Below are 25,066 nucleotides of genomic sequence, written 5' to 3'. Positions count from 1 at the left end.
ATGTCTAACCCACAAATGACTAAGAATCAAAATGAAGCACCCGGCACACAAGCAGAACGAAAAAATGAAACAGCCAAGTCGACAGAGAGAAGCGGTTCAGAACTGCTCGCTGAAGCACTATTAAAAGAAGGTACTGAACAAATCTTCGGTTATCCAGGCGGTGCAGTTTTACCGTTATATGATACTTTCTATGATGGAAAAATCAGACATATCTTAGCACGACATGAACAAGGTGCAGTACACGCTGCGGAAGGTTATGCCAGAATTTCTGGCAAACCTGGCGTAGTCGTTGTTACCAGCGGTCCAGGCGCAACAAATGTTATCACTGGTATCGCGGATGCTTACAGTGACTCACTACCGTTAGTTGTGTTTACAGGACAAGTTGCAACACCAGGTATCGGTAAAGATGCTTTCCAAGAAGCTGACTTGCTGTCAATGACAACACCAATCACAAAACACAACTTCCAAGTTAAACATCCGGATGAAATCCCTGAAGTCGTTCATCAAGCTTTCCACATCGCAAATACAGGACGCAAAGGTCCAGTTGTTATCGACTTCCCTAAAGATGTAGGTATCTTGAAAACAGAAGCAGATGTTTGCGAGGAACTTGATTTACCAGGTTATCGTTTAGCAGATGCACCGAATCCTAAAGATGTATTGACGATTCTTGATTGGTTAAAATCAGCGAAGAAACCCGTTATCTTAGCAGGTGCTGGTGTCAGACATTCTCAATCAGGTCCATTGATGACTGAATTTGCAGAACGTCATCAAATCCCAGTAGTCACAACATTACACGGTTTAGGCACTATTCCATATAGCAATCCCCTATTCTTAGGCATGGGCGGTATGCACGGTTCTTATGCGAGCAACATGGCATTATCTGATTGCGACTTGCTGATCAACTTAGGCAGCCGCTTCGATGACCGTCTTGCAAGCAACCCTAAAGAATTTGCCAAAAACGCTAAAGTTGTTCATGTAGATATCGACGCTTCTGAAATCGATAAGATCATCAAAACTGACTTAGGTGTTGTAGCAGATTGCAAATTATTATTAGAAGCATTGCTTCAAGAAAAAAAGCATTTCGACGACCATCAAGATTGGGTGGATGAATGCGTAAATAATAATACAGAGCATCCTTTCGCTTATACAGATGAAGACGCTGATTTATTCATCAAACCGCAACAAGCTATCGAATATATCGGCAAAATCACAAATGGCGAAGCAGTTGTTACAACAGATGTTGGCCAGCATCAAATGTGGGCAGCACAATTCTATCCGTTCAAACATCATAATCAATTTGTGACAAGCGGCGGTTTAGGAACAATGGGCTTTGGTATCCCTTCTGCTATCGGAGCAAAACTTGCTGCACCTGATAAAACAGTAGTTTGTTTTGTAGGCGACGGCGGTTTCCAAATGACCAACCAAGAAATGGCTATCTTAAATGAATATGGGTTAGATATTAAAATTGTCCTTATCAATAACGGAACACTTGGAATGGTAAAACAATGGCAAGACAAGTTCTTTAACCAACGTTTCTCTCATTCAGTATTCAATGGACAACCTGACTTCCAGCAATTATCAGAAGCTTATGGCGTGAAAGCATTCTTAATCGATGATCCGAAACAATTGGAATCACAATTAGATGCAGCATTTGCACATAAAGGCCCTGCATTGATTGAAGTAAGAATCTCACCTAAAGAACATGTATTACCAATGATTCCAAGCGGTAAAGCCAATAACGAAATGGAGGGTGTACTATGAGACATACATTCAAAACTCAAGTAATCGATAAATCGGGTACATTGAACAGATTGACAAGCACATTTTTACGTCGTCAATTCAATATCGTTACCCTCTGTGTAACACCAAGTATCAAGCCTGGCATTTCGGATTTGACTTTTGTGGCAGAAATCGATGATGAGTCAGAAACACAATCACTCATCCGCCATTTAGAAAAACAAATCAATGTATTATCTGTAGAAGATATCACTACAACAAGTCTTTACAATGTAGAACTTTTATTAGTAAAAGTAGCAACACCTGTAGACCAAAAAGTGTTAGAAAATATTATCAATCGCAGTGATGCGCTAGTTTCAGTTTTGAATGAAGAAGATGGTTATACGTATTTACAAGCTTCTGGTTCACAACAAGCTTTAGATGCATTTTTAGAACAACTATCATCACAACAGATTGATCAAGTTTCAAGAACAGGAACAGCAGCATTATTATAATTTTAATTTTCGCAAATTTGTGAATTTAAAATAAAACAAAAATTTGGAGGAATTTATCATGACAACAGTTTATTATGACGAATCAGTAAAAAAAGACGCATTAGCAGGTAAAAAAATCGCGGTATTAGGCTATGGTTCACAAGGTCACGCACACGCTAAAAACCTTAAAGACAATGGCTATGACGTTGTAATCGGTATCCGCCCAGGACATTCTTTCGACAGAGCTAAAAAAGATGGTTTCGATGTTTATCCAGTTGGAGAAGCTGTAAAACAAGCAGACGTAGTAATGGTATTATTACCAGACGAAATCCAAGGTAAAGTATACGAAGAAGAAATCGCTCCTAACTTAGAAGCAGGCAACGCATTAGCATTTGCACATGGTTTCAACATCCACTTCGATGTAATCAAACCACCTAAAGATGTTGATGTATTCTTAGTAGCTCCTAAAGGTCCAGGACACCTTGTAAGACGTACTTTCGTAGAAGGCAGCTCAGTTCCTGCATTATTCGGTGTAGGCCAAGATGCAACTGGCAATGCTTTTGATATCGCATTAAGCTATGCAAAAGGTATCGGCGCTACTAAAGCTGGTGTAATCGAAACTACATTCAAAGAAGAAACTGAAACTGACTTATTCGGTGAACAAGCAGTACTTTGCGGTGGTGTAACTCGTTTAATCCAAAGCGGTTTCGAAACATTAGTAGAAGCTGGCTACCAACCAGAACTTGCATACTTCGAAGTATTACATGAAATGAAATTGATCGCTGACTTAATGTACGAAGGCGGTATGGAAACTATGCGTTATTCAATTTCAAACACTGCAGAATATGGTGACTATGTATCTGGTCCACGTGTTATCACTCCAGACGTTAAAGAAAACATGAAAGCTGTATTAACTGACATCCAAAACGGTACATTTGCTAATAACTTCATCAAAGACAATGAAAATGGATTCAAAGAATTCTACAAACTTCGTAAAGAAGCTCAAGGTCATCAAATCCAAGGCGTTGGTAAAAAACTTCGCGAAATGATGCCTTTCGTTGAAAATAAAACTATTGAAGAATAATACACAATCAGGAGGTTGATTAAAATGAGTCATATTCAAATTTTCGATACAACACTTAGAGACGGTGAACAAACTCCAGGCGTCAGTTTTTCTTTTGATGAAAGATTGACCATCGCAAAGCAACTAGAAAAATGGGGAGTTGATGTAATTGAGGCAGGATTCCCAGCATCTAGTCAAGGCAGCTTTGATTCAGTACAGGCGATTTCAAGAGCCTTAACAAAAACAGCAGTAGTTGGTTTAGCAAGATGTAAAAAATCAGATATCGATGCTGTATACGAAGCTACTAAAGATGCAAAATATCCGCAATTACACGTATTTATCGCTACTAGCCCTATCCACTTAGAGTATAAATTGAAAATGACTCAAGAAGAAGTGCTGGAGCAAATCACTGAAAACGTTGCTTACGGCAAATCTTTATTCGATGTTGTACAATTCTCACCCGAAGATGCGACACGAACAGATTTAGACTTCCTAATTAAAAGTGTCCAAACAGCTGTAGATGCAGGTGCAACAATAATTAACATTCCTGATACTGTAGGTTATAGCTACCCTGCTGAATTTGGAAATATCTTTAAAGTATTGCTTGAAAATGTGAAATCTGACAAAGAAATCATTTACAGTGCACACTGTCATGATGACTTAGGTCTAGCTGTAGCGAACAGTATGGCTGCCATTGAAAACGGTGCGAAACGTATTGAAGGCTGTATTAACGGTATCGGCGAACGTGCCGGCAACACAGCACTTGAAGAAGTTGCTTTAGGTTTATATGTTCGTAAAGATCATTATGGTATTGAATCTAATCTTGATCTTGGACGTACAAAAGAAACTTCAGATTTGATTGCTCGCTTTGCAGGTATTCCTGTACCTCGAAATAAAGCGGTTATCGGTCAAAACGCGTTCAGCCATGAATCTGGTATTCACCAAGATGGTTTCTTAAAACATCGTGAAACATATGAAATCATGACTCCGCAATTAGTCGGTATCAAAACTTCTGAATTGCCGCTTGGCAAATTGTCAGGCAAACATGCTTTTGCGGAAAAATTAAAACAACTTGGATACGAAATCAGTCCAGAAAAACAAGTTGAATTGTTCAAACAATTTAAATCGATTGCTGATAAAAAGAAAAATGTTTCTGATTATGATGTGCATGCCCTTGTTCAAGGTCATTCTCACGAAACAAATGCTGCTTATCACGTTGAAAACTTACAGCTTCAATTTGTTGCTGAAGGTGTTCAAAGCGCAGTCGTTCAACTTCGTGACCAAAACGGTAAAGAATATCAATCTGCCGCAACAGGCACTGGTTCTATCCTAGCTGTTTACAATGCAGTTGATTTAATCTTTGATGCTAAGTCAGAACTTTTAAACTATCAAATCACTTCTATTACTGAAGGATCTGATGCACAAGCTCAAGTTAATGTTGAAATCAGTATTCATGGCCGTTCTTATTATGGTATCGGTATTGATCATGACGTATTGCTTGCTTCATGCAAAGCTTATGTTGAAGCATATTCTAATCATATTGCTGAACAAACAGCGAATGATGGGGTGAATGCATGAGTTATAAAATCACTGCCCTTCCAGGCGATGGAATCGGACCCGAAATACTAGAAGGTACTTTAAAAATATTAGAGAAATTAAGCAGAAAATATAACATTGATTATGAATTAGAAACCTATGATTTTGGAGGGGCCGCTATAGATAACTATAGCGACCCGCTTCCATCATCTACACTAGAAGCCTGTAAAGCATCTGATGCTATCTTATTAGGCGCAATCGGCGGACCGAAATGGAATGATAGTCCAAAACGTCCTGAAGCTGGTCTACTCGCTTTAAGAAAGAACCTTGAATTATTTGCGAACCTCCGCCCTACTGCTGTAGTCGAAGGCGCAAGCAAATTCTCTCCTTTAAAAGAAGAAAGAGTCAAAGGTACTGACTTTGTGATTGTACGCGAGTTAACAGGCGGATTGTACTTTGGAGAACCTAAAACACTAGCTGATGATCATGCGATTGATTCATTAACTTATTCTAAAGAAGAAATTGAACGTCTTGCACATGTAGCATTCAAGCTTGCACAATCAAGACGCAAAAAGCTGACTTCTGTTGATAAAGAAAATGTATTAGCCTCAAGTAAATTATGGCGCAAAACAATTAATGAAGTCGCAGCATCTTACCCTGATGTAGAAGTTCAGCACTTACTTGTAGATGCGTGCAGTATGCACCTTATTACTAACCCAACACAGTTTGATGTCATTGTTACTGAAAACTTGTTTGGTGATATTTTAAGTGACGAAGCTTCAGTCATTCCAGGATCTTTAGGCGTATCCCCTTCTGTCAGCTATGGACAAAAAGGTACAAAACTTTATGAACCGATTCATGGTTCTGCACCTGATATTGCTGGTAAAGATATAGCAAACCCTACAGGTATGATTCTTTCTCTTGCTATGTGCTGCAAAGAAACATTCAATGAAGTACAAGCTGCAGAAGAATTAGAAGCTATTGTTTATAATTTGCTTAAAACAGGTTTTACAACACCTGATTTAGGCGGTAATGCACATACTTCGGAAATTTTCGATAAAATTTTACAACAACTTTAAAGGATGGTGATTGAAATGGGTCAAACTTTGTTCGATAAAATATGGAATAGACACGTACTCACAGGAAATGCAGGTGAACCGCAATTATTATACATTGACTTGCATCTTATCCATGAAGTCACATCACCTCAAGCCTTTGAAGGATTAAGAATTCAACACAGAAAACTGCGTCGCCCTGATTTAACTTTTGCGACAATTGATCATAATGTACCGACACAAGATATTTTCAACATCAAAGATGAAATTGCCGCAACACAAATCAAAACGCTTCAAAAGAACTGTGCTGAATTTGGTGTTAAGCTCTTTGATAATGGTACTGAAGAACAAGGTATCGTACATATGGTCGGACCAGAGATGGGATTAACTCAACCTGGTAAAACCATTGTTTGCGGAGACTCTCACACAGCAACACATGGTGCTTTCGGTGCGATTGCTTTTGGTATCGGCACAAGTGAAGTTGAACATGTATTTGCGACACAAACACTATGGCAAACAAAACCTAAAAATCTTTTGATTGATATTAACGGCGAATTGCCAAAAGGTGTTTATGCCAAAGATATTATTCTTTATCTGATCAACCAATACGGTGTTGATTTCGGTACAGGTTATGCCCTTGAATTTGCAGGATCAACGATTCGCAGTCTTTCAATGGATGAACGTATGACGATTTGCAACATGGCTATCGAAGCCGGCGCAAAATACGGTTTAGTCGATCCTGATGAAACTACACTTGAATATGTGAAAGGCCGTCCTTATGCACATATCGATGAAGCAACTGCAGATTATTGGAAAACACTTTACAGTGATCAAGATGCACAATTTGATCGTGTTATTGAATTAGATGTTTCAAACCTTGAACCTCAAGTCACTTGGGGAACAAGTCCTGAAATGGGTGTCAGCTTTAATACCCCATTCCCAGAAATTGAAACTATCAACGACGAACGTGCTTATCACTATATGGACCTTAAACCTGGAGAGAAAGCAGAGGATATTGAATTAGGCTATGTCTTCTTAGGTTCTTGTACAAATGCCCGCCTCTCAGACTTGAAAGAAGCAAGCAAGTTTGTCAAAGGCCATAAAGTACATCCAAATATCACAGCGATTGTGGTACCGGGTTCTAGAAGTGTTAAACATCAAGCTGAAGCATTAGGTCTTGATAAAATCTTTAAAGATGCTGGTTTTGAATGGCGTGAACCTGGCTGTTCAATGTGTTTGGGTATGAACCCTGACCAAGTGCCAGCTGGTGTACATTGTGCTTCTACCAGCAACCGCAACTTTGAAGGACGACAAGGCAAAGGTGCACGTACACACTTAGTATCACCTGCAATGGCCGCAGCAGCTGCGATTGAAGGACGCTTTGTAGATGTAAGAAAATGGGAGGCGATTGAACATGCTTAAAATTGAACCGATTACTCAATATAAAGGCAAAACTGCACTACTCTTCCACGACAATATTGATACGGATCAAATCATCCCGAAAGTACATTTAAAAGGCGTATCAAAAACAGGACTCGGTCCTTATGCATTTGATGAATGGCGTTATTTAGAAGACGGTTCGGATAATCCTGAATTTGAATTGAACCAACCTCAATATAAAGGGGCTTCCATTTTAATTACAGGAGATAACTTCGGATGCGGGTCAAGCCGTGAACATGCGGCATGGGCGCTTAAAGACTACGGTATTAATATTATTATTGCCGGCAGTTTCAGTGACATCTTCTACATGAACGCAACTAAAAATGCTTTATTACCAATAGTATTAAACCAAGAAGATCGCGAGTTCTTATCTAACTATAAAGAACTTGAAATCGATCTTCCGAATCAGGTTATTAAAATACCTGATCGAGAATTACATTTTGATATTGATTCAACTTGGAAAAACAAGCTCGTTCAAGGACTAGACGATATTGCGATTACATTAGAGTATGAAGACCAAATTGAACAATATGAACATAAATTCCAACAAAATTAAGGAGTGAGCGAAATGACAGTACAAACTGCTGTATCAGCGAAAGATATAGAGGATGCTTTTTTATCATTACAGCCGATTGTAAAAGAAACACCTCTAGAAAAGGATCACTATTTATCTTTAAAATACGATTGTAATGTATATTTGAAACGAGAAGATTTACAATGGGTACGTTCTTTTAAATTGAGAGGTGCTTACAACGCAATTCAAGTCTTATCTGACAGCGAAAAAGCAAAAGGTATTACATGTGCCAGTGCAGGCAACCATGCACAAGGTGTCGCATTTACTGCACGTCGTTTAGACTTGAAAGCAGTCATCTTTATGCCAGTCACAACTCCCCTTCAAAAGATTAACCAAGTTAAATTCTTCGGCGGAGAAAATGTAGAAGTCGTATTAGTCGGCGATACTTTTGATGATTGCTTAAAAGAAGCTTTAGAGTACACTGAGAAACACGCAATGAACTTTATCGATCCATTTGATAACGTCAATACAATTGCAGGTCAAGGTACAATTGCGACTGAAATTTTACAAGAAGCGAAACAAGAGGATATCCACGTTGACTATCTATTTTCAGCTATCGGCGGCGGCGGATTGATTTCTGGTGTAGGCAGCTACTTCAAAGAAAAATCACCGCAAACCAAAATTGTAGGTGTAGAACCTAAAGGTGCCGCAAGTATGTATACTTCTGTTGTATTAGAAAACAAACGTGTGAAACTGCCTGAAATCGATAAATTTGTAGATGGTGCTTCTGTAGCACAAGTCGGCAAAATTACTTTTGAAATTGCGAAAAAAGTCGTAGATGATTATCTTCAAATCGATGAAGGTGCGGTTTGTTCGACAATTTTAGATATGTATTCTAAACAAGCCATTGTCGCAGAACCTGCAGGTGCTTTAAGCGTATCCGCTCTAGAACAATATCGTGATCAAATTAAAGGTAAAACAGTAGTTTGTATTATCAGCGGCGGCAACAATGATATCAACCGCATGAAAGAAATCGAAGAACGCTCATTACTCTTTGAAGAAATGAAACATTACTTCATTTTCAACTTCCCTCAACGTCCAGGTGCGTTAAAAGAGTTCGTAAATGATGTATTAGGACCGAATGATGATATTACTAAATTTGAGTACTTGAAAAAGTCTTCTCAAAACACAGGTACAGTTATTATCGGTATCCAGCTCAACAATCATGATGATCTGACTCGCCTTAAAGAAAAGGTTCATGAGTTCGATCCATCTAATATCTATATTAATGAAAACAAAATGTTGTATTCATTATTGATTTAAACCACAGAGACAAGCCGTGTTTCCCTCAGGATGCACGGCTTCTCTTTTTATGTATAAAGTTCTAATTACCATCGCCTATCCTTCAAGAAATAGAATACTACTAGACTAAATGATATGCTAACAGGAATTTAGGCATAAAAAAAAGACCTCAAACCTGAGATCTCAATGCGGCTCATCGCATCCATAAATATATAACTTACGATTATACATTCAAAACTAGATAGTAAGTAATTTTCAATTCGACCAATCAAAACTTTAAATTTGATTAAGTCTTCGATCGATTAGTATTCGTCAGCTCCACATATCGCTATGCTTCCACCCCGAACCTATTAACCTCATCATCTTTGAGGGATCTTATAACCGAAGTTGGGAAATCTCATCTTGAGGGGGGCTTCATGCTTAGATGCTTTCAGCACTTATCCCGTCCATACATAGCTACCCAGCTATGCCGTTGGCACGACAACTGGTACACCAGAGGTATGTCCATCCCGGTCCTCTCGTACTAAGGACAGCTCCTCTCAAATTTCCTACGCCCACGACGGATAGGGACCGAACTGTCTCACGACGTTCTGAACCCAGCTCGCGTACCGCTTTAATGGGCGAACAGCCCAACCCTTGGGACCGACTACAGCCCCAGGATGCGATGAGCCGACATCGAGGTGCCAAACCTCCCCGTCGATGTGAACTCTTGGGGGAGATAAGCCTGTTATCCCCGGGGTAGCTTTTATCCGTTGAGCGATGGCCCTTTCATGCGGAACCACCGGATCACTAAGTCCGTCTTTCGACCCTGCTCGACTTGTAGGTCTCGCAGTCAAGCTCCCTTATGCCTTTACACTCTATGAATGATTTCCAACCATTCTGAGGGAACCTTTGAGCGCCTCCGTTACACTTTAGGAGGCGACCGCCCCAGTCAAACTGCCCGCCTGACACTGTCTCCCGCCATGATCAATGGCGCGGGTTAGAAATCCAACACAGCTAGGGTAGTATCCCACCAGCGCCTCGGCGTAAGCTGGCGCTCACGCTTCTAAGGCTCCTACCTATCCTGTACAAGCTGTGCCGAATTTCAATATCAGGCTACAGTAAAGCTCCACGGGGTCTTTCCGTCCTGTCGCGGGTAACCTGCATCTTCACAGGTACTATGATTTCACCGAGTCTCTCGTTGAGACAGTGCCCAAATCGTTACGCCTTTCGTGCGGGTCGGAACTTACCCGACAAGGAATTTCGCTACCTTAGGACCGTTATAGTTACGGCCGCCGTTTACTGGGGCTTCGATTCGTAGCTTCGCAGAAGCTAACCACTCCTCTTAACCTTCCAGCACCGGGCAGGCGTCAGCCCCTATACATCACCTTACGGTTTAGCAGAGACCTGTGTTTTTGATAAACAGTCGCTTGGGCCTATTCACTGCGGCTCTTCAGAGCGTGAACCCTAAAGAGCACCCCTTCTCCCGAAGTTACGGGGTCATTTTGCCGAGTTCCTTAACGAGAGTTCTCTCGCTCACCTTAGAATTCTCATCTTGACTACCTGTGTCGGTTTGCGGTACGGGCACCAGTTATCTAGCTAGAGGCTTTTCTCGACAGTGTGAAATCAACGACTCGAGGAAAACATGTTTCCTCTCCCCATCACAGCTCAACCTTGAGAATGGCGGATTTGCCTACCATTCAGTCTCACTGCTTGGACGTGCACTCCAACAGCACGCTTCGCCTATCCTACTGTGTCCCCCCATCGCTTAAAACGATAAATGGTGGTACAGGAATATCAACCTGTTATCCATCGCCTACGCCTGTCGGCCTCGGCTTAGGACCCGACTAACCCAGAGCGGACGAGCCTTCCTCTGGAAACCTTAGTCAATCGGTGGATGGGATTCTCACCCATCTTTCGCTACTCACACCGGCATTCTCACTTCTAAGCGCTCCACATGTCCTTGCGATCATGCTTCGACGCCCTTAGAACGCTCTCCTACCATTGTCCTACGGACAATCCACAGCTTCGGTAATATGTTTAGCCCCGGTACATTTTCGGCGCAGTGTCACTCGACTAGTGAGCTATTACGCACTCTTTAAATGATGGCTGCTTCTAAGCCAACATCCTAGTTGTCTGGGCAATACCACATCCTTTGCCACTTAACATATATTTTGGGACCTTAGCTGGTGGTCTGGGCTGTTTCCCTTTCGAACATGGACCTTATCACCCACGTTCTGACTCCCAAGTTAAATTGATTGGCATTCGGAGTTTGTCTGAATTCGGTAACCCGAGAGGGGCCCCTCGTCCAAACAGTGCTCTACCTCCAACAATCATCACTTGAGGCTAGCCCTAAAGCTATTTCGGAGAGAACCAGCTATCTCCAGGTTCGATTGGAATTTCTCCGCTACCCTCAGTTCATCCGCTCACTTTTCAACGTAAGTCGGTTCGGTCCTCCATTCAGTGTTACCTGAACTTCAACCTGACCAAGGGTAGATCACCTGGTTTCGGGTCTACGACCAAATACTCAACGCCCTATTCAGACTCGCTTTCGCTGCGGCTCCACATTTGCTGCTTAACCTTGCATCAGATCGTAACTCGCCGGTTCATTCTACAAAAGGCACGCCATCACCCATTAACGGGCTCTGACTACTTGTAAGCACACGGTTTCAAGTTCTTTTTCACTCCCCTTCCGGGGTACTTTTCACCTTTCCCTCACGGTACTGGTTCACTATCGGTCACTAGAGAGTATTTAGCCTTGGGAGATGGTCCTCCCGGATTCCGACGGAATTTCACGTGCTCCGTCGTACTCAGGATCCACTCAAGAGAGAATAAACTTTCGACTACAGGACTCTTACCTTCTCTGGTTCAACTTTCCAGTACGATTCGTCTAATTTATTCCTTTGTAACTCCGTATAGAGTGTCCTACAACCCCAATGAGCAAGCTCATAGGTTTGGGCTCTTCCCGTTTCGCTCGCCGCTACTCAGGGAATCGATTTTTCTTTCTCTTCCTGCGGGTACTAAGATGTTTCAGTTCTCCGCGTCTGCCTTCTGACATGCTATGTATTCACATGTCGATAACACAACATAACTTGTGCTGGGTTTCCCCATTCGGAAATCTCTGGATCAACGCTTACTTACAGCTACCCAAAGCATATCGTCGTTAGTAACGTCCTTCTTCGGCTTCTAGTGCCAAGGCATCCACCGTGCGCCCTTAATAACTTAATCACGTTATTAATATTGTGAGTAATCGTTTGCCATCGGCAATTGATTACTAGCGATTCATTTAAATGAATAAAGCTTTTAAAACTCTAATTCACTCGGTTTTGCTTGGTAAAATCTATTTTTTACTTACTTATCTAGTTTTCAATGTACAATCAATGAATGTTTTCAATAAACATTCAAAACTGAATACAATATGTCACGTTATTCCTATTTCAGTTTCTAACGAAACTGTTCCGAATATATCCTTAGAAAGGAGGTGATCCAGCCGCACCTTCCGATACGGCTACCTTGTTACGACTTCACCCCAATCATTTGTCCCACCTTCGACGGCTAGTTCCTAAAAGGTTACTCCACCGGCTTCGGGTGTTACAAACTCTCGTGGTGTGACGGGCGGTGTGTACAAGACCCGGGAACGTATTCACCGTAGCATGCTGATCTACGATTACTAGCGATTCCAGCTTCATGTAGTCGAGTTGCAGACTACAATCCGAACTGAGAACGGCTTTATGGGATTTGCTTGACCTCGCGGGTTCGCTGCCCTTTGTACCGTCCATTGTAGCACGTGTGTAGCCCAAATCATAAGGGGCATGATGATTTGACGTCATCCCCACCTTCCTCCGGTTTGTCACCGGCAGTCAACTTAGAGTGCCCAACTTAATGCTGGCAACTAAGCTTAAGGGTTGCGCTCGTTGCGGGACTTAACCCAACATCTCACGACACGAGCTGACGACAACCATGCACCACCTGTCACTTTGTCCCCCGAAGGGGAAGGCTCTGTCTCCAGAGTTGTCAAAGGATGTCAAGATTTGGTAAGGTTCTTCGCGTTGCTTCGAATTAAACCACATGCTCCACCGCTTGTGCGGGTCCCCGTCAATTCCTTTGAGTTTCAGCCTTGCGGCCGTACTCCCCAGGCGGAGTGCTTAATGCGTTAGCTGCAGCACTAAGGGGCGGAAACCCCCTAACACTTAGCACTCATCGTTTACGGCGTGGACTACCAGGGTATCTAATCCTGTTTGATACCCACGCTTTCGCACATCAGCGTCAGTTGCAGACCAGAAAGTCGCCTTCGCCACTGGTGTTCCTCCATATCTCTGCGCATTTCACCGCTACACATGGAATTCCACTTTCCTCTTCTGCACTCAAGTTTCCCAGTTTCCAATGACCCTCCACGGTTGAGCCGTGGGCTTTCACATCAGACTTAAGAAACCGCCTACGCGCGCTTTACGCCCAATAATTCCGGATAACGCTTGCCACCTACGTATTACCGCGGCTGCTGGCACGTAGTTAGCCGTGGCTTTCTGATTAGGTACCGTCAAGGGATGCACAGTTACTTACATCCTTGTTCTTCCCTAATAACAGAGTTTTACGATCCGAAGACCTTCATCACTCACGCGGCGTTGCTCCGTCAGGCTTTCGCCCATTGCGGAAGATTCCCTACTGCTGCCTCCCGTAGGAGTCTGGACCGTGTCTCAGTTCCAGTGTGGCCGATCACCCTCTCAGGTCGGCTACGTATCGTTGCCTTGGTAAGCCGTTACCTTACCAACTAGCTAATACGCCGCGGGTCCATCTATAAGTGACAGCAAGACCGTCTTTCATCATGAAACCATGCGGTTTCATGTATTATCCGGCATTAGCCCCGGTTTCCCGGAGTTATTCCAGTCTTATAGGTAGGTTACCCACGTGTTACTCACCCGTCCGCCGCTAACGTCAGAGGAGCAAGCTCCTCGTCTGTTCGCTCGACTTGCATGTATTAGGCACGCCGCCAGCGTTCATCCTGAGCCAGGATCAAACTCTCCATAAAAATTTATGATGTTTGACTAGCTCATAAAAAACTATTTGTTATAAAACGTTTAAAACGTTTGTTAATTTTGGAATTAACGTTGACATATTGTCATTCAGTTTTCAATGTTCATTTAAAATCATTTTTGGAGCGGGTGATGGGAATCGAACCCACAACATCAGCTTGGAAGGCTGAGGTTTTGCCATTAAACTACACCCGCATAATAACTCGTGTAATCAATGAAATTTGATGCGGCCGAGAGGACTTGAACCTCCACGGGATCTCTCCCACTAGGCCCTCAACCTAGCGCGTCTGCCATTCCGCCACGACCGCTTGGGTTAAATTCATCAATTACTTAATTTAACAACGTACTCTATTGTAATACTTTCGTAATCTCTTGTCAATAACTTTTTAAAAGTTTTTAACAAGCCGTTAAAGTTCGTTTCAAATTTTTAATGTGTTTTTTTAGGACATGAACTATCATATAACATTCATTATCCTAAGTCAACATGAAACTTCGAATTTTTTCATCTTTTTTCAAATTTCTTCTGAAAACAAAGAAACGCTGTGCATTAAGACAATTTCAAGCCTTAATGCACAGCGTTTATTTTTATTATTTCAGTTTCTTAACCAGCTGCAGTTTTCCATGGCAATGGCCGCATACCATTCTCTGTGTGTTCACTTTTTTAATTCTCGGAAATGATTTTTTGCATTTTCTGCACTGATAAATATAATTTGCTCTTTCTTCATAGCTTTTGACCGCACTGCAAAACCTCGGTGCACCGACTTGCTGACTTAATTGTTTAAAGTCAGCATCTTTGTGCTGGTAGCCCCTTTTTTGCAGATGCAGATGGTAGTGGCACAACTCATGTTTGATAATGTCTATGATAGCCGCTTCGCCAAACTTTTCATATTGCTTCGGATTAATCTCGATATTATGAGATTGCAGTAAATATCTGCCGCCTGTCGTTCTTAGCCGATTATTAAAATACGCCTGATGCTTAAACTCCCAATTGAACACTTCTTTGGAAATCTTTTCTGTCAGCTGCTGCAGTTTTTCATTATTCATCCATTGCTCAGTCATTTGGATTAATCATCGTCAATGAAACTTTATTTTTAACTGTATCTGTATCTAGCACCCATACATCTACAATATCACCGACATTGACTACATCCATAGGGTTTTTTACGAAACGTTTAGAGAGTTGCGAAATGTGTACTAAACCATCTTGTTTTACACCGACATCTACAAACGCTCCAAAGTCTACAACGTTGCGTACTGTTCCGCTTAGTTTCATTCCTTTGGTTAAATCTTCTAAAGACAATACGTTCGATTTTAAAATCGGTGTTTCGTATTCATCACGCGGATCTCGGTTCGGCGCAATTAAAGCTGAAACGATATCTTCAAGTGTCGGTAATCCCACATCTAACTTTTCAGCAGCTGCTTTCATATCTATTTTGCTCAGTGCATCTTTTAATTGTTTTGTGCCTAAATCCTCTGCACTCAGACCTTCTTGTTCCAGCAATTGATAAGCTATGTTATAACTTTCTGGATGAATCGCTGTATTATCAAGCGGCTCTTTGCCATTAACGATACGCAAGAAACCAATACTTTGTTCAAAAGTTTTCGGCCCTAAGCGTTTAACTTTCGCAATTTGCTTATGATGATCAATCGCACCGTTTTCTTCACGGAAATCAATAATATTCTGTGCAATTTGCGGAGATAAACCTGATACGTGCTGCAGTAATGAACGTGATGCTGTATTAACATCTACACCGACTTGGTTAACTGCTGTTTCAACAACAAAGTCCAATGCATTTTCTAATGCCTTCTGATTCACATCATGCTGATATTGTCCTACACCGATAGATTTCGGGTCGATTTTTACTAATTCGCTTAATGGATCTTGTACACGACGACCGATCGACACAGCACTGCGTTCCTCAACTTGGAACTCAGGGAATTCAGAACGTGCAATTTCAGATGCTGAATAAACAGAAGCCCCTGCTTCATTTACAATAATAAATTGGACATCTAAGTGATGCTTTTGAATCAAGTCCGCCACAAATTGTTCTGTTTCTCTGCTTGCTGTACCATTTCCGATGGCAACCAGCTTCACATCGTAATCATTTACAAACTGCAAGAATGTTTTTTCTGCTTGCTGCTTTTTATTCACAGGCGGATGCGGATACATCACACCTTTAGCAATAAATGTTCCGTATGGATTGATTACTGCAAGCTTGCACCCTGTTCTGAAAGCCGGGTCGACACCCAAAATTTGTTTGCCTTTCAACGGCGGCTGCAATAATAAATGTTTGAGGTTCACGCTGAAGACCTCAATAGCATGGTCTTCAGCTTTCGTTGTTAAATCAGAACGGATTTCTCGTTCGATTGAAGGCATAATCAAACGTTTCATACTATCTTGTATAGCATCTTTGATATATTGGATGCCTTCATGATTGCCTTTGACTTCTTGTCGTTCGATATCACGTTCGATGCTGCTCGTATCCATTTCTATTTTAACGGTTAATACTTTTTCCTTTTCTCCGCGGTTCATTGCTAAGATACGATGATTTGCGACTTTATTGATGGGTTCTGAGAAGTCATAATACATTTCGTATGTCTTTTGTTCATCTTCAGCTTTTTTCTTTTTCTGACTCGTAATCAAACCGCGCTTTTGTGTTTGCGTTAAAATTTTATTTCTGTATTTAGGATTATCTGATACCCATTCAGCGATAATGTCTTGTGCTCCTGCTAATGCTGCTTGTGCACTTTCTACTTCATCATTGATAAAAGCTTCAGCATACTCAGCAGGTGATTGATTGATACTTTTTTGCATCAGCCATTTAGCTAAAGGTTCTAATCCTTTTCTTTTTGCTTCTGTGGCACGTGTCTTTTTCTTTTGTTTAAACGGTCTATATAAATCTTCCACACGCTGCAATTTAGTTTGTTTTAAAATATCAGCTTTCAATTGTGCATCTAAAAGCCCTTGTTGTTCAATATTATGTAAGACTTCTTCTTTTCTTTTTTGAAGCTGCTCCATATAGTGGTATTCATCCGCTATTTTCTTGATTTCAACTTCATCTAATCCGCCCGTACGTTCTTTACGATATCTCGCAATAAATGGAACGGTATTATTTTCTTCTAAAAGTGCAAGCACTTCTGTAATTTGTTTGGTAGAAAAGTTATGTTGTTTTTCGATTGAGTTAATCAATTCTTTATTCAATATCGGCACCTCAATTTCATTTTCTTGATTCCATAATAGCACAAAATACAAACAGGACTGAAATACATGAATACGTACTTCAGTCCTGTTATAAGATTCATATTTACAACAAGCTGCTTTATTTCTTTGCTGCTTGCTGAAGTTTTTTAATCGCATTGCGCTGCAAGCGAGAAACATGCATTTGGCTTAAACCAATGCGTTCACCTGTTTCTTTTTGACTTAATCCTTCGATAAACGTACATTGAATGATTTCACGTTCTCTGTCAGATAATATCGGTAAAATTCTTTCAAGAATCATGCGTTTTTCTGTTAAATCATAACCGTCTTCTTGTTCACCCATAATATCAAGCAACGTCACTGTTGAACCGTCTTTGTCCGCTTCAATGGAATGATCCACACTTAAAGCATTATAGCTTTGTCCCATCTCCATTGCTTCGAGCACTTCTTCTTCAGTGACTTCTAGTCTGTCTGCAATTTCAGCAATTGATGGCGAACGCTCAAGTTCATTAGTCAATTCATCTGTAGTTTTTTTGATCCTCGGACCAATTTCTTTAATTCTTCTTGGAACATGAACGCTCCAAGTCTTATCTCTTAAATATCTTTTGATTTCACCGATTACAGTAGGCACCAAGAAAGCTTCAAACTTTCTTCCGAAGTTAATGTCGAATCGATTGATTGCACCTATCAAGCCTACCATTCCTACTTGAACCAAATCTTCGTGGTGGGATTGTCCCTTTGAATACTTAAAAGCTAAAGATTCAATCAATTTCTGATAATGTTTGACAAGCTTGTCTTGGGCACTGGTATTTTCATTATTTTGATGCTGTCTGATCCACTCGTTGATTTGTTCTGGTGAAATATCGTTAGTTGATTTCGACTCTTTCGCCATTATTGTGCACCTGCTCTTTTTTTATATACTTAATCATGCTTATCGTAACACCATTGTCCTTGTTTACTTTAACTTCATCCATAAGTGATTCAATTAAGAACAAACCAAGGCCGCCTTCTCTTAAAAAGTCGATGTTTTCATTTTGTTTATATGGCCCTAGTTCTTTTTTCTTCTCTTCATAGTCGAAACTTTGACCTTGGTCAGAAATCACGACTCTGATTTTATCTTCGTAAATTTCAAAGAATAAATAAATAGAAGTATCTGTATCTTCGCCTTTATAGGCATGCTTGACTGCATTTGTTACTGCTTCACTCACTGCAATTTTTGCATCTTCAATATCATCGTATGAAGCACCGGCACGTGAGAATACACCTGACAGTGTTAATCGAATTAAACTGACATATTCAGCTTGTGCAGGTAACTTCATTTCAATTACATTCCGCTTCGCTTCCATGTCATTCTACCTCCGATCCTTCGTTTACATGCATTAAGTCGCTTAAGCCTGTAATTTCAAATAAACGGCTGATGCGCTCAGAAGCACCGATAATATATAATTCTTTATCATTTTGATTTAAAGCTTTCAATGTTCCAACAAATAAACCAAGACCTGTTGAATCCATGTAGCTGACATTCGTTAAGTTAACATGAACATCATGTGTACCTTCTTGTTTAATAGGTGACAAGACCTTTTCTAAATCAGGTACAGTATAGACATCCAATTCTCCTCCGACCTTAATTTCATAATACTCATCATGTTTTTGTGTCTCTATATTCAAGTTCATTCAATGATACACTCCAGTCTGTTCATATTTCAAACACTTATCTACCCGTTTTATTAAAAAGTTAATCACTTTTATTTAATTTACGCGCTTAATAATTAAAATTGTTAAGTCATCTCGTTTGCCTGAAGGCTGAATGCCTAACAGTTCTTCATATAATAACTGTACAATGTCTTGAGGATGCAGATTTTTGTATTTATGTATGAAATCTAACAAATAATCTGTTTCAATAAATTTGCCGTTTTCATCCCTGATCTCAGTCACACCGTCTGTAAAGATAATAATCAAATCGTCTAAATAAATCGGAATTTCTTGCTGCTTATAACGCTCTAATTGTTTGACGCCTAATACTCTGCCTCTGACAGAAATTTCTTCAAATTCATCTTGTTCAGCTCTGAAGATATAACCAGGCTCATGTCCGGCTGAGCTGCAATACAATAAATGATTCATTTCTTCATACAAGCCGTAAAACATTGTCACGAACATATCTTGGTTGACGTTCTTTTCAACAACACGATTCAATCGTTTTAATCCGTCGCTTGGTAATTGCGAATGCCCGTAGGAATCCATACCGAACTTAATCATACTCATTGCAAGTGCTGCAGGAATCCCTTTGCCGATAACGTCAGCAACTGCGAAACTCATCGTTCCGTCTTTATGATCGATTAAATTAAAATAATCTCCGCTTACCTTTTGTGCAGCTACGGAAATAACCCCGATTTGAATACTGTCAAATTGAGGTATCTCTGTTTGCAGCATCGTTTGCTGTAAACGAGAAGCTAAATCCATTTCCTTGTCATGGTAGTAAAGTTTATCTACCATTTCTTGGTAATCTTGGTAGCTGAAGCCATATGCATTTGCAATTATTTTCAATAACTCGAACGTTGCCAGAATTTCATCTCTATTTAAATCCATTTCGTTGGCACATTCACGATGAATATCTAATACATCTTCTGCTTGAATGTCCTTTTCAATGATTTCTTTGCCGAACGCTTCGAATTGGTTCGTTATCTTTTCTTTATCATAGGACTCTACATATGATTGCATCATTTGCAAATACCTTTTTTTAAAATCCTTCATTGTATCGCCCTCTCTATAAATGTCAGTTTTTGCCCAATATTCTGTTTAATCTACATACTAAATACACATGAAGTTCATCATAGAAAAAGAGGAAAAAAACAAATTTCAGCATCATAGTAAGAATGCTGTATTACGCTATGATCATAGTCGAGCAATAAGCAAAATTGCTAAGTAAGCTGAAATCGTTTTTTAACCTCTTAACTTAATTTCATGGATGAACTGGATTGTTCAGCAAGACTGACATATCCGTTTGTCATTTAGTTGTTAAATATCAAGTTTGCAATCGGTTCTTAATTTTTGTGAGTTAAACCCAAACTGATTCCAATCGCATTGTCAATTTCTTTCATCTTTTCATCTGAAAGATAAGTCAGTTTCTCTTTCAAACGTTTTTTATCAACTGTTCTAATCTGTTCGAGTAAGATAACAGAATCTTTGTCTAATTTATATTTACTCTTTTCAATTTCCACATGTGTTGGAATTTTTGCCTTGTTAATACGGCCGGTAATTGCGGCTACAATCACCGTCGGACTGTACTTATTGCCAGTGTCATTTTGTATAATTACAACAGGTCTAACTCCCCCTTGTTCAGAACCTTGCACTGGTGATAAATCAGCTAAATATACATCGCCTCTCCTCATCATTCATCCTTGTCGAATGCAAGATAAGATTCGTTGCAATCACAGGCTTCACATTCAACTGAAAATGCCTCCGTTGCTAGGGAGAGATTTAAATCAGCCATTTGTGAATAGCCTTCTTTTAATGACTGTTCCAAACTATAAGTTCTATTCTGATTAAAAGTTGACATAAGTAAGACCTCCAAGAAATAAAGAACTGCTAAATTAATATTCAAACTAATGATAACAAATTTCAAAATTCATGACCATACTATTTTTGTAATTCGTTGACAATATCAAATAATTTTTCAGGTTCATAAATTCTTGGTACACGACGGCTGATACGGCATAACACTTCATAATTGATCGTTTGCTGTTTATTCGCCATCTCTGTTAATGATTCCAGACCCTCGTGTTCACGGTTGAGCAAGGTTACTGTATCACCGACATGAAATGTTTCATCTTCAGGTAATTCAACCATCATCTGATCCATGCAGACTCTGCCGATAATCGTGCAATGATGCCCTTTGATTTCAACTGCCGCACCTTGCATCATACGCGGAAAGCCATCTGCATAGCCTACACCTAATACAGCTGATTTCACTTTATGAACCGCTGTATAAGTAGAACCGTAGCTGACTGTGTCACCGACATTCAGTTGTTTGACTTCCATAATTTCAGTCTGCCATTGTGCACATGGATAAAGTACCGCATGTGTCTTTTCTCTTACATATTCAGATGGATAGTAACCATATAATGCAATACCGGTACGCACCATGTTGCAAATCGGTGCTTCATGCAAAATAGTACCTGCAGAATTTTGCGCATGTACATAAGGCGGATGCGGTAAAGTATTTACCCATTCTTCAAACATTTGATATTGCTCTGCAGTATGCGGACTATCTTCATCAGCTTGAGCAAAGTGTGTAAACACACCTTCAAAGATCAGATGTTCATGCTGCTCAATCTCTTTAACAATCTTTTGATAATCTTCTGCTGACTTAATACCTAAGCGTCCCATACCTGTATCGATTTTGACATGCAGCCATAAATCCTTTTCAACAGATGTATCAATTTGTTCAATCGCTGCTTTCAGCCATAAATATGATGGTACTGTTAATGCGACACGATGTTGAATCGCTTTATTAATATCATGCGGCATTACCACACCTAGAATTAAAATTTTGGCATCAATGCCGTTCATACGCAGTTCGATTGCTTCATCTAATGTTGCTACCGCAAAGAATTCTGCGCCGTTGTCTTCTAAACAGCGCGCAACTTTGACACTGCCCATACCATAGGCATTCGCTTTAATGACAGGCATCACTTGTTTATTGGGTTGTAGTTTACCTAGTACTTGATAGTTTTTTAAAATTGCTTCTAAATCTACCTTAAGATACGTAGGCCGATAAAATTTATCCGCCATAGTGTCATCTCCTTTAAAAACCGTTAAAATGTATTACTACTATAATACTACTTATCACACTTTAGCAATACTCTTATTGTACTAAATCTTCTCTAGAATCACTTGGCTTGTCGCATAATTTTCAGTATGCGAGATGCTGACATGTACTTTAAATCCTTCATATTCTATATAAGGTCTGCCTAATTCATCATTTTTGCAGTTGATTGCTTTAAAGCCGATGCGTTTGCCGATCCCTGTCCCCAAGGCTTTGCTGAAAGCTTCTTTGCATGCAAAACGTCCTGCTAGAAATTCTGCTTTTCTCTTTTCATGCGAAAATGAATTGAATTTCTCAAGCTCATCTGCACTTAAAATCTTCTCCGGCAATCTTTTTTGGCGTTCCAGCATCGTTTGAATACGCTCGATTTCAATTAAATCAATTCCGATTCCGTATATCATTTACTCACCTGTTTCTATATCATACTCATTTAAAGTTTGAGAACTCTGTTTGATTTCATCCATTATAGCTTGCGCTGTAGTTCTATTAATTAAAATAATATCACTATTCCCGCCGGCTGTGGATAAAGTAAGTGTTGCCAGCTGCCATTTGCGCATGATCCATCCTTCAGTAATATCTATGTTTTGAATCCTGAAAAGCGGAATATGTTTCAAGCTGACAAACAGCATGCCTTCTTGTACGATTATCTTTTTGTTTTCAAGCACATAGCCATGCTGCTTCTTTTTCAGCCATGGATTGATAAGACAGTCGATGATAATAGCAATCACAATGACACAAGCAGTTATGATAAAGTTCCATTTAACAGCTCGCTCTGACGTGATGTGCCACCAGTATAAGTCTGAAAAGGCAAGACTAAGCAATACCAATGCAATCAATGCTGTGCGTATTAACCCTGCAATAACAAGTACTTTCTTACCCTCTTGTGCCATTCGATTCAGTTTCATCATAACCCTCCTTGATATACCATTGTTTCAAACGCTCCGCTTCTCGGTCAGGAATAAACCGCAGCCCGATATCTATACTGGATAAACCGCGTGCAGCCTTAAAGTTGAAATCAGCCAACTCGGCATGCTGCATGAAAAGATTTTGTGCCTTTTCAAAACCGATGATTTTATCCTTCTTCACGTAAAAATATCGTGTCCGCAAAAGCTGTGTTTTCTTCACTGTTAATAGCGATGCATCTGTCATATAGCCAGAATAAAGCACAGTCATGATACTGTTCACAATAAACAACACACTTATGAACGCTGCTAAAACGAGATACCACACTGACCAGAAATACGTACAAATTCCGCCAGCAATCAATAACAAAGCCACACCGATTTGTGCATGTCTGCGTATCCCGCCTTTAGGCAATCCTGTCGGTACACCTTGAAATGCCATAGACGGTACCAGCTGCTGTACCATTTCATAGGCTTTTTTCCTTTTGATAAATGGTAAAATCACAACATCTCCTGATGCAGATTCTGATTCTTCAGAGCTGTGTCCATCGCTTGTAATAATAAATGAAATAGAGGTATACCCCATAAATCTGCGTATAAAGGATTGCTTTTCAACTACTGCTTGTATTCTGCGAATCGGTACGTTCACAGTTTTAACACTTAATAATCCATGTTTGATATGGAGCTGTTCATTTTCTTCAGTCAACGTATAACCATAACTGCGTACAAATTCTATAATGACACCGATGATGTAAGCCGCAAACAGTGCTGTAATGATAAGACCTGCCACAGCCACATAAGCCGAATGTGCAATCCATTCGAAACGATCAAACAAACTTTCCCATGGAATGATTTCTTGGAATGTCCCGAGTATTGGTGTCAGTGTAACTAACGCAATACCGATTGACCCGCTGGAAAGTGCCATTAAAATTAATTCTTTCAGCGACAATTTAAAGAGCAATTGCTGCGAATTTGATTCATCTTTCGCACCTTCAACTGTTTCATTTTGTTCTGCCGGCTGATCATTGGCATACTGTACGGCTTTAATATTTTGTTCAATGTCTTCAAATTGCTTTTTAGAGACAATTTCTAATTGGATACTATCGCTTGGTGTTTTGATTTCCATAATCATGCCGCCGAAGATTCGACTGATAATATCTTGTGAAGAGTCAAAGGATTGAATACGTTGAATATCTAATTCTTTACGTTTCTTATTAAAAACCCCTTTTATAACGACAAAGTGATGACCTTCTATCCAATAGCGCGTAGAATATACTGCTAATGCATTGATGATAAAAGAAATAAGAAAGATTCCTATCATCATTGCAGGCCAAATATATTCTCTGACATTCGTAAAGTTAAAATCCTTAATATTGATAAAGAACAAAATGATAACGATGATATTTTGTTTAATTGTTTTAATCAAACCTGTGAGATAAGACAATGGATGCAGTTTTTGAGGACTATACATCAGCATCCACCTCCTCAAGCTTTTGTATACAAATCTTTTCTACTTCTTCTGCCGTTGTTCGCATCAGTAACGGCAGTTCGATTTCATGTCCTGCTGTGACCACAACAATACGGTAAAGTTTAAATAGTCTAAGCAATGGTCCGCTTTTTCGTTCGACATATTGAATACGATCAAACTTTACAATCTCTTGTTTCTTAAAGAAGAAATCTTTAATCGCTGAAATATTTGTACTTTCTATTTGATAATGGCGATATTTCCAAAGCAGCCAAGGCCGAATACATAAATAGAGCAGCTCAATTACCAAGAGTACCAGTAAGAGGTTGATAATCCAGCTGTTCCAATGAAAATAATTACTGATCCATCTGATACCTAAAAAGATAAGCAGATAAAAAAGAAACGCTATCAAAAAACGCGTGTAATAATATTGTATAACACGACGAGGACTTTGCTGTTTCATTTTTTATGCCTCTCCTATTCATTTTAATTTTACTATTAATCATAGTTTAACAATGTTCAACCTCATTTTGTAACAATTTTATG

21 protein-coding genes, 2 tRNA genes and 2 rRNA genes are annotated in these 25,066 nt (G+C 39.9%); 8 read left to right on the top strand and 17 right to left on the bottom strand.

Features of this window, described 5'->3' with window-relative positions; all coding sequences use genetic code 11:
• From ilvB to ilvA, 8 genes are read left to right on the top strand one after another with little or no spacing between them, the layout of a single operon-like run.
• Nucleotides 1–1,761, top strand: coding sequence for a biosynthetic-type acetolactate synthase large subunit (ilvB, locus tag MUA90_RS04865; RefSeq protein ID WP_262588544.1), 1,761 nt, complete (start codon nt 1–3; stop codon nt 1,759–1,761).
• Nucleotides 1,758–2,231 (top strand): acetolactate synthase small subunit, encoded by a 474-nt coding sequence (gene ilvN / locus MUA90_RS04860; protein WP_262588543.1) that lies wholly within the window; start codon nt 1,758–1,760, stop codon nt 2,229–2,231. Before ilvB ends, ilvN begins: the two co-directional genes overlap by 4 nt.
• Before the next feature lie 58 nt (nt 2,232–2,289).
• Nucleotides 2,290–3,294: a ketol-acid reductoisomerase gene (gene ilvC / locus MUA90_RS04855; RefSeq protein ID WP_105994197.1), complete on the top strand. Its 1,005-nt coding sequence runs from the start codon at nt 2,290–2,292 to the stop codon at nt 3,292–3,294.
• A 24-nt stretch (nt 3,295–3,318) separates the two neighbouring features.
• Nucleotides 3,319–4,851: a 2-isopropylmalate synthase gene (locus MUA90_RS04850; RefSeq protein WP_105994196.1), complete on the top strand. Its 1,533-nt coding sequence runs from the start codon at nt 3,319–3,321 to the stop codon at nt 4,849–4,851.
• On the top strand, nt 4,848–5,888 hold the full coding sequence (gene leuB, locus MUA90_RS04845; RefSeq protein WP_262588542.1) for a 3-isopropylmalate dehydrogenase: 1,041 nt from the start codon (nt 4,848–4,850) through the stop codon (nt 5,886–5,888). Before MUA90_RS04850 ends, leuB begins: the two co-directional genes overlap by 4 nt.
• A gap of 15 nt (nt 5,889–5,903) precedes the next feature.
• Nucleotides 5,904–7,286: a 3-isopropylmalate dehydratase large subunit gene (gene leuC, locus MUA90_RS04840; RefSeq protein ID WP_262588541.1), complete on the top strand. Its 1,383-nt coding sequence runs from the start codon at nt 5,904–5,906 to the stop codon at nt 7,284–7,286.
• On the top strand, nt 7,279–7,860 hold the full coding sequence (leuD, locus tag MUA90_RS04835) for a 3-isopropylmalate dehydratase small subunit (protein ID WP_262588540.1): 582 nt from the start codon (nt 7,279–7,281) through the stop codon (nt 7,858–7,860). Before leuC ends, leuD begins: the two co-directional genes overlap by 8 nt.
• A 12-nt stretch (nt 7,861–7,872) precedes the next feature.
• Entirely contained in the window at nt 7,873–9,141 is a 1,269-nt protein-coding gene (gene ilvA, locus MUA90_RS04830) for a threonine ammonia-lyase IlvA (protein WP_114602978.1), read from the top strand.
• 261 nt (nt 9,142–9,402) lie between these two features.
• On the opposite strand, the gene MUA90_RS04825 is transcribed toward ilvA, so the two are convergent.
• From MUA90_RS04825 to MUA90_RS04745, 17 genes are all read right to left on the bottom strand, one after another.
• Nucleotides 9,403–12,327: ribosomal RNA gene (locus MUA90_RS04825) — 23S ribosomal RNA — on the bottom strand.
• A 246-nt stretch (nt 12,328–12,573) separates the two neighbouring features.
• Nucleotides 12,574–14,125, bottom strand: a 16S ribosomal RNA gene (locus MUA90_RS04820).
• The 16S and 23S rRNA genes sit together here with 2 tRNA genes alongside, the layout of an rRNA operon.
• A 125-nt stretch (nt 14,126–14,250) precedes the next feature.
• Nucleotides 14,251–14,324: transfer RNA gene (locus tag MUA90_RS04815), tRNA-Gly, on the bottom strand.
• Between the two features lie 30 nt (nt 14,325–14,354).
• Nucleotides 14,355–14,437: transfer RNA gene (locus MUA90_RS04810), tRNA-Leu, on the bottom strand.
• Nucleotides 14,438–14,717: 280 nt separating this feature from the next.
• Nucleotides 14,718–15,173 (bottom strand): SprT family protein, encoded by a 456-nt coding sequence (locus MUA90_RS04805; protein ID WP_262588804.1) that lies wholly within the window; start codon nt 15,171–15,173, stop codon nt 14,718–14,720.
• 7 nt (nt 15,174–15,180) lie between these two features.
• Nucleotides 15,181–17,331 carry a Tex family protein gene (locus tag MUA90_RS04800; RefSeq protein WP_262588539.1) on the bottom strand — a complete coding sequence of 717 codons (2,151 nt, stop codon included), beginning with the start codon at nt 17,329–17,331 and terminating at the stop codon, nt 15,181–15,183.
• Between the two features lie 118 nt (nt 17,332–17,449).
• Nucleotides 17,450–18,220 (bottom strand): RNA polymerase sigma factor SigB, encoded by a 771-nt coding sequence (sigB, locus tag MUA90_RS04795; protein ID WP_105994293.1) that lies wholly within the window; start codon nt 18,218–18,220, stop codon nt 17,450–17,452.
• Nucleotides 18,195–18,674, bottom strand: a complete 480-nt coding sequence (rsbW, locus tag MUA90_RS04790; RefSeq protein ID WP_262588538.1) for an anti-sigma B factor RsbW — start codon at nt 18,672–18,674, stop codon at nt 18,195–18,197. The genes sigB and rsbW overlap by 26 nt, the downstream gene beginning before the upstream one ends.
• A gap of 1 nt (nt 18,675) precedes the next feature.
• Nucleotides 18,676–19,002 (bottom strand): anti-sigma factor antagonist, encoded by a 327-nt coding sequence (locus MUA90_RS04785; RefSeq protein ID WP_114602971.1) that lies wholly within the window; start codon nt 19,000–19,002, stop codon nt 18,676–18,678.
• A gap of 75 nt (nt 19,003–19,077) precedes the next feature.
• Nucleotides 19,078–20,079 (bottom strand): SpoIIE family protein phosphatase, encoded by a 1,002-nt coding sequence (locus MUA90_RS04780; RefSeq protein WP_262588537.1) that lies wholly within the window; start codon nt 20,077–20,079, stop codon nt 19,078–19,080.
• Nucleotides 20,080–20,369: 290 nt separating this feature from the next.
• Complete coding sequence (locus tag MUA90_RS04775) at nt 20,370–20,720, bottom strand: type II toxin-antitoxin system PemK/MazF family toxin (protein ID WP_031262808.1); 351 nt, start codon at nt 20,718–20,720, stop codon at nt 20,370–20,372.
• Nucleotides 20,717–20,884, bottom strand: coding sequence for a type II toxin-antitoxin system antitoxin MazE (mazE, locus tag MUA90_RS04770; protein WP_105994297.1), 168 nt, complete (start codon nt 20,882–20,884; stop codon nt 20,717–20,719). Before mazE ends, MUA90_RS04775 begins: the two co-directional genes overlap by 4 nt.
• Before the next feature lie 80 nt (nt 20,885–20,964).
• Nucleotides 20,965–22,119, bottom strand: a complete 1,155-nt coding sequence (gene alr, locus MUA90_RS04765; protein WP_262588536.1) for an alanine racemase — start codon at nt 22,117–22,119, stop codon at nt 20,965–20,967.
• Between the two features lie 81 nt (nt 22,120–22,200).
• Complete coding sequence (acpS, locus tag MUA90_RS04760) at nt 22,201–22,554, bottom strand: holo-ACP synthase (protein ID WP_114602967.1); 354 nt, start codon at nt 22,552–22,554, stop codon at nt 22,201–22,203.
• The gene (locus MUA90_RS04755; RefSeq protein WP_262588535.1) at nt 22,555–23,058 is read right to left on the bottom strand and encodes a PH domain-containing protein; all 504 of its coding nucleotides are present in this window, start codon (nt 23,056–23,058) and stop codon (nt 22,555–22,557) included.
• Complete coding sequence (locus MUA90_RS04750; RefSeq protein ID WP_262588534.1) at nt 23,027–24,526, bottom strand: PH domain-containing protein; 1,500 nt, start codon at nt 24,524–24,526, stop codon at nt 23,027–23,029. The genes MUA90_RS04755 and MUA90_RS04750 overlap by 32 nt, the downstream gene beginning before the upstream one ends.
• Entirely contained in the window at nt 24,519–24,983 is a 465-nt protein-coding gene (locus MUA90_RS04745) for a PH domain-containing protein (RefSeq protein ID WP_162912126.1), read from the bottom strand. Before MUA90_RS04745 ends, MUA90_RS04750 begins: the two co-directional genes overlap by 8 nt.
• Nucleotides 24,984–25,066 lie beyond the last annotated feature (83 nt).

This window comes from Staphylococcus sp. IVB6181, assembly GCF_025561445.1.
In the GTDB taxonomy this organism is placed as follows: Bacteria; Bacillota; Bacilli; order Staphylococcales; family Staphylococcaceae; genus Staphylococcus; species Staphylococcus simulans_B.
The sequence above is the reverse complement of the archived record's forward strand: the minus strand, read 5'-3'. Positions and strand labels throughout refer to the sequence as shown.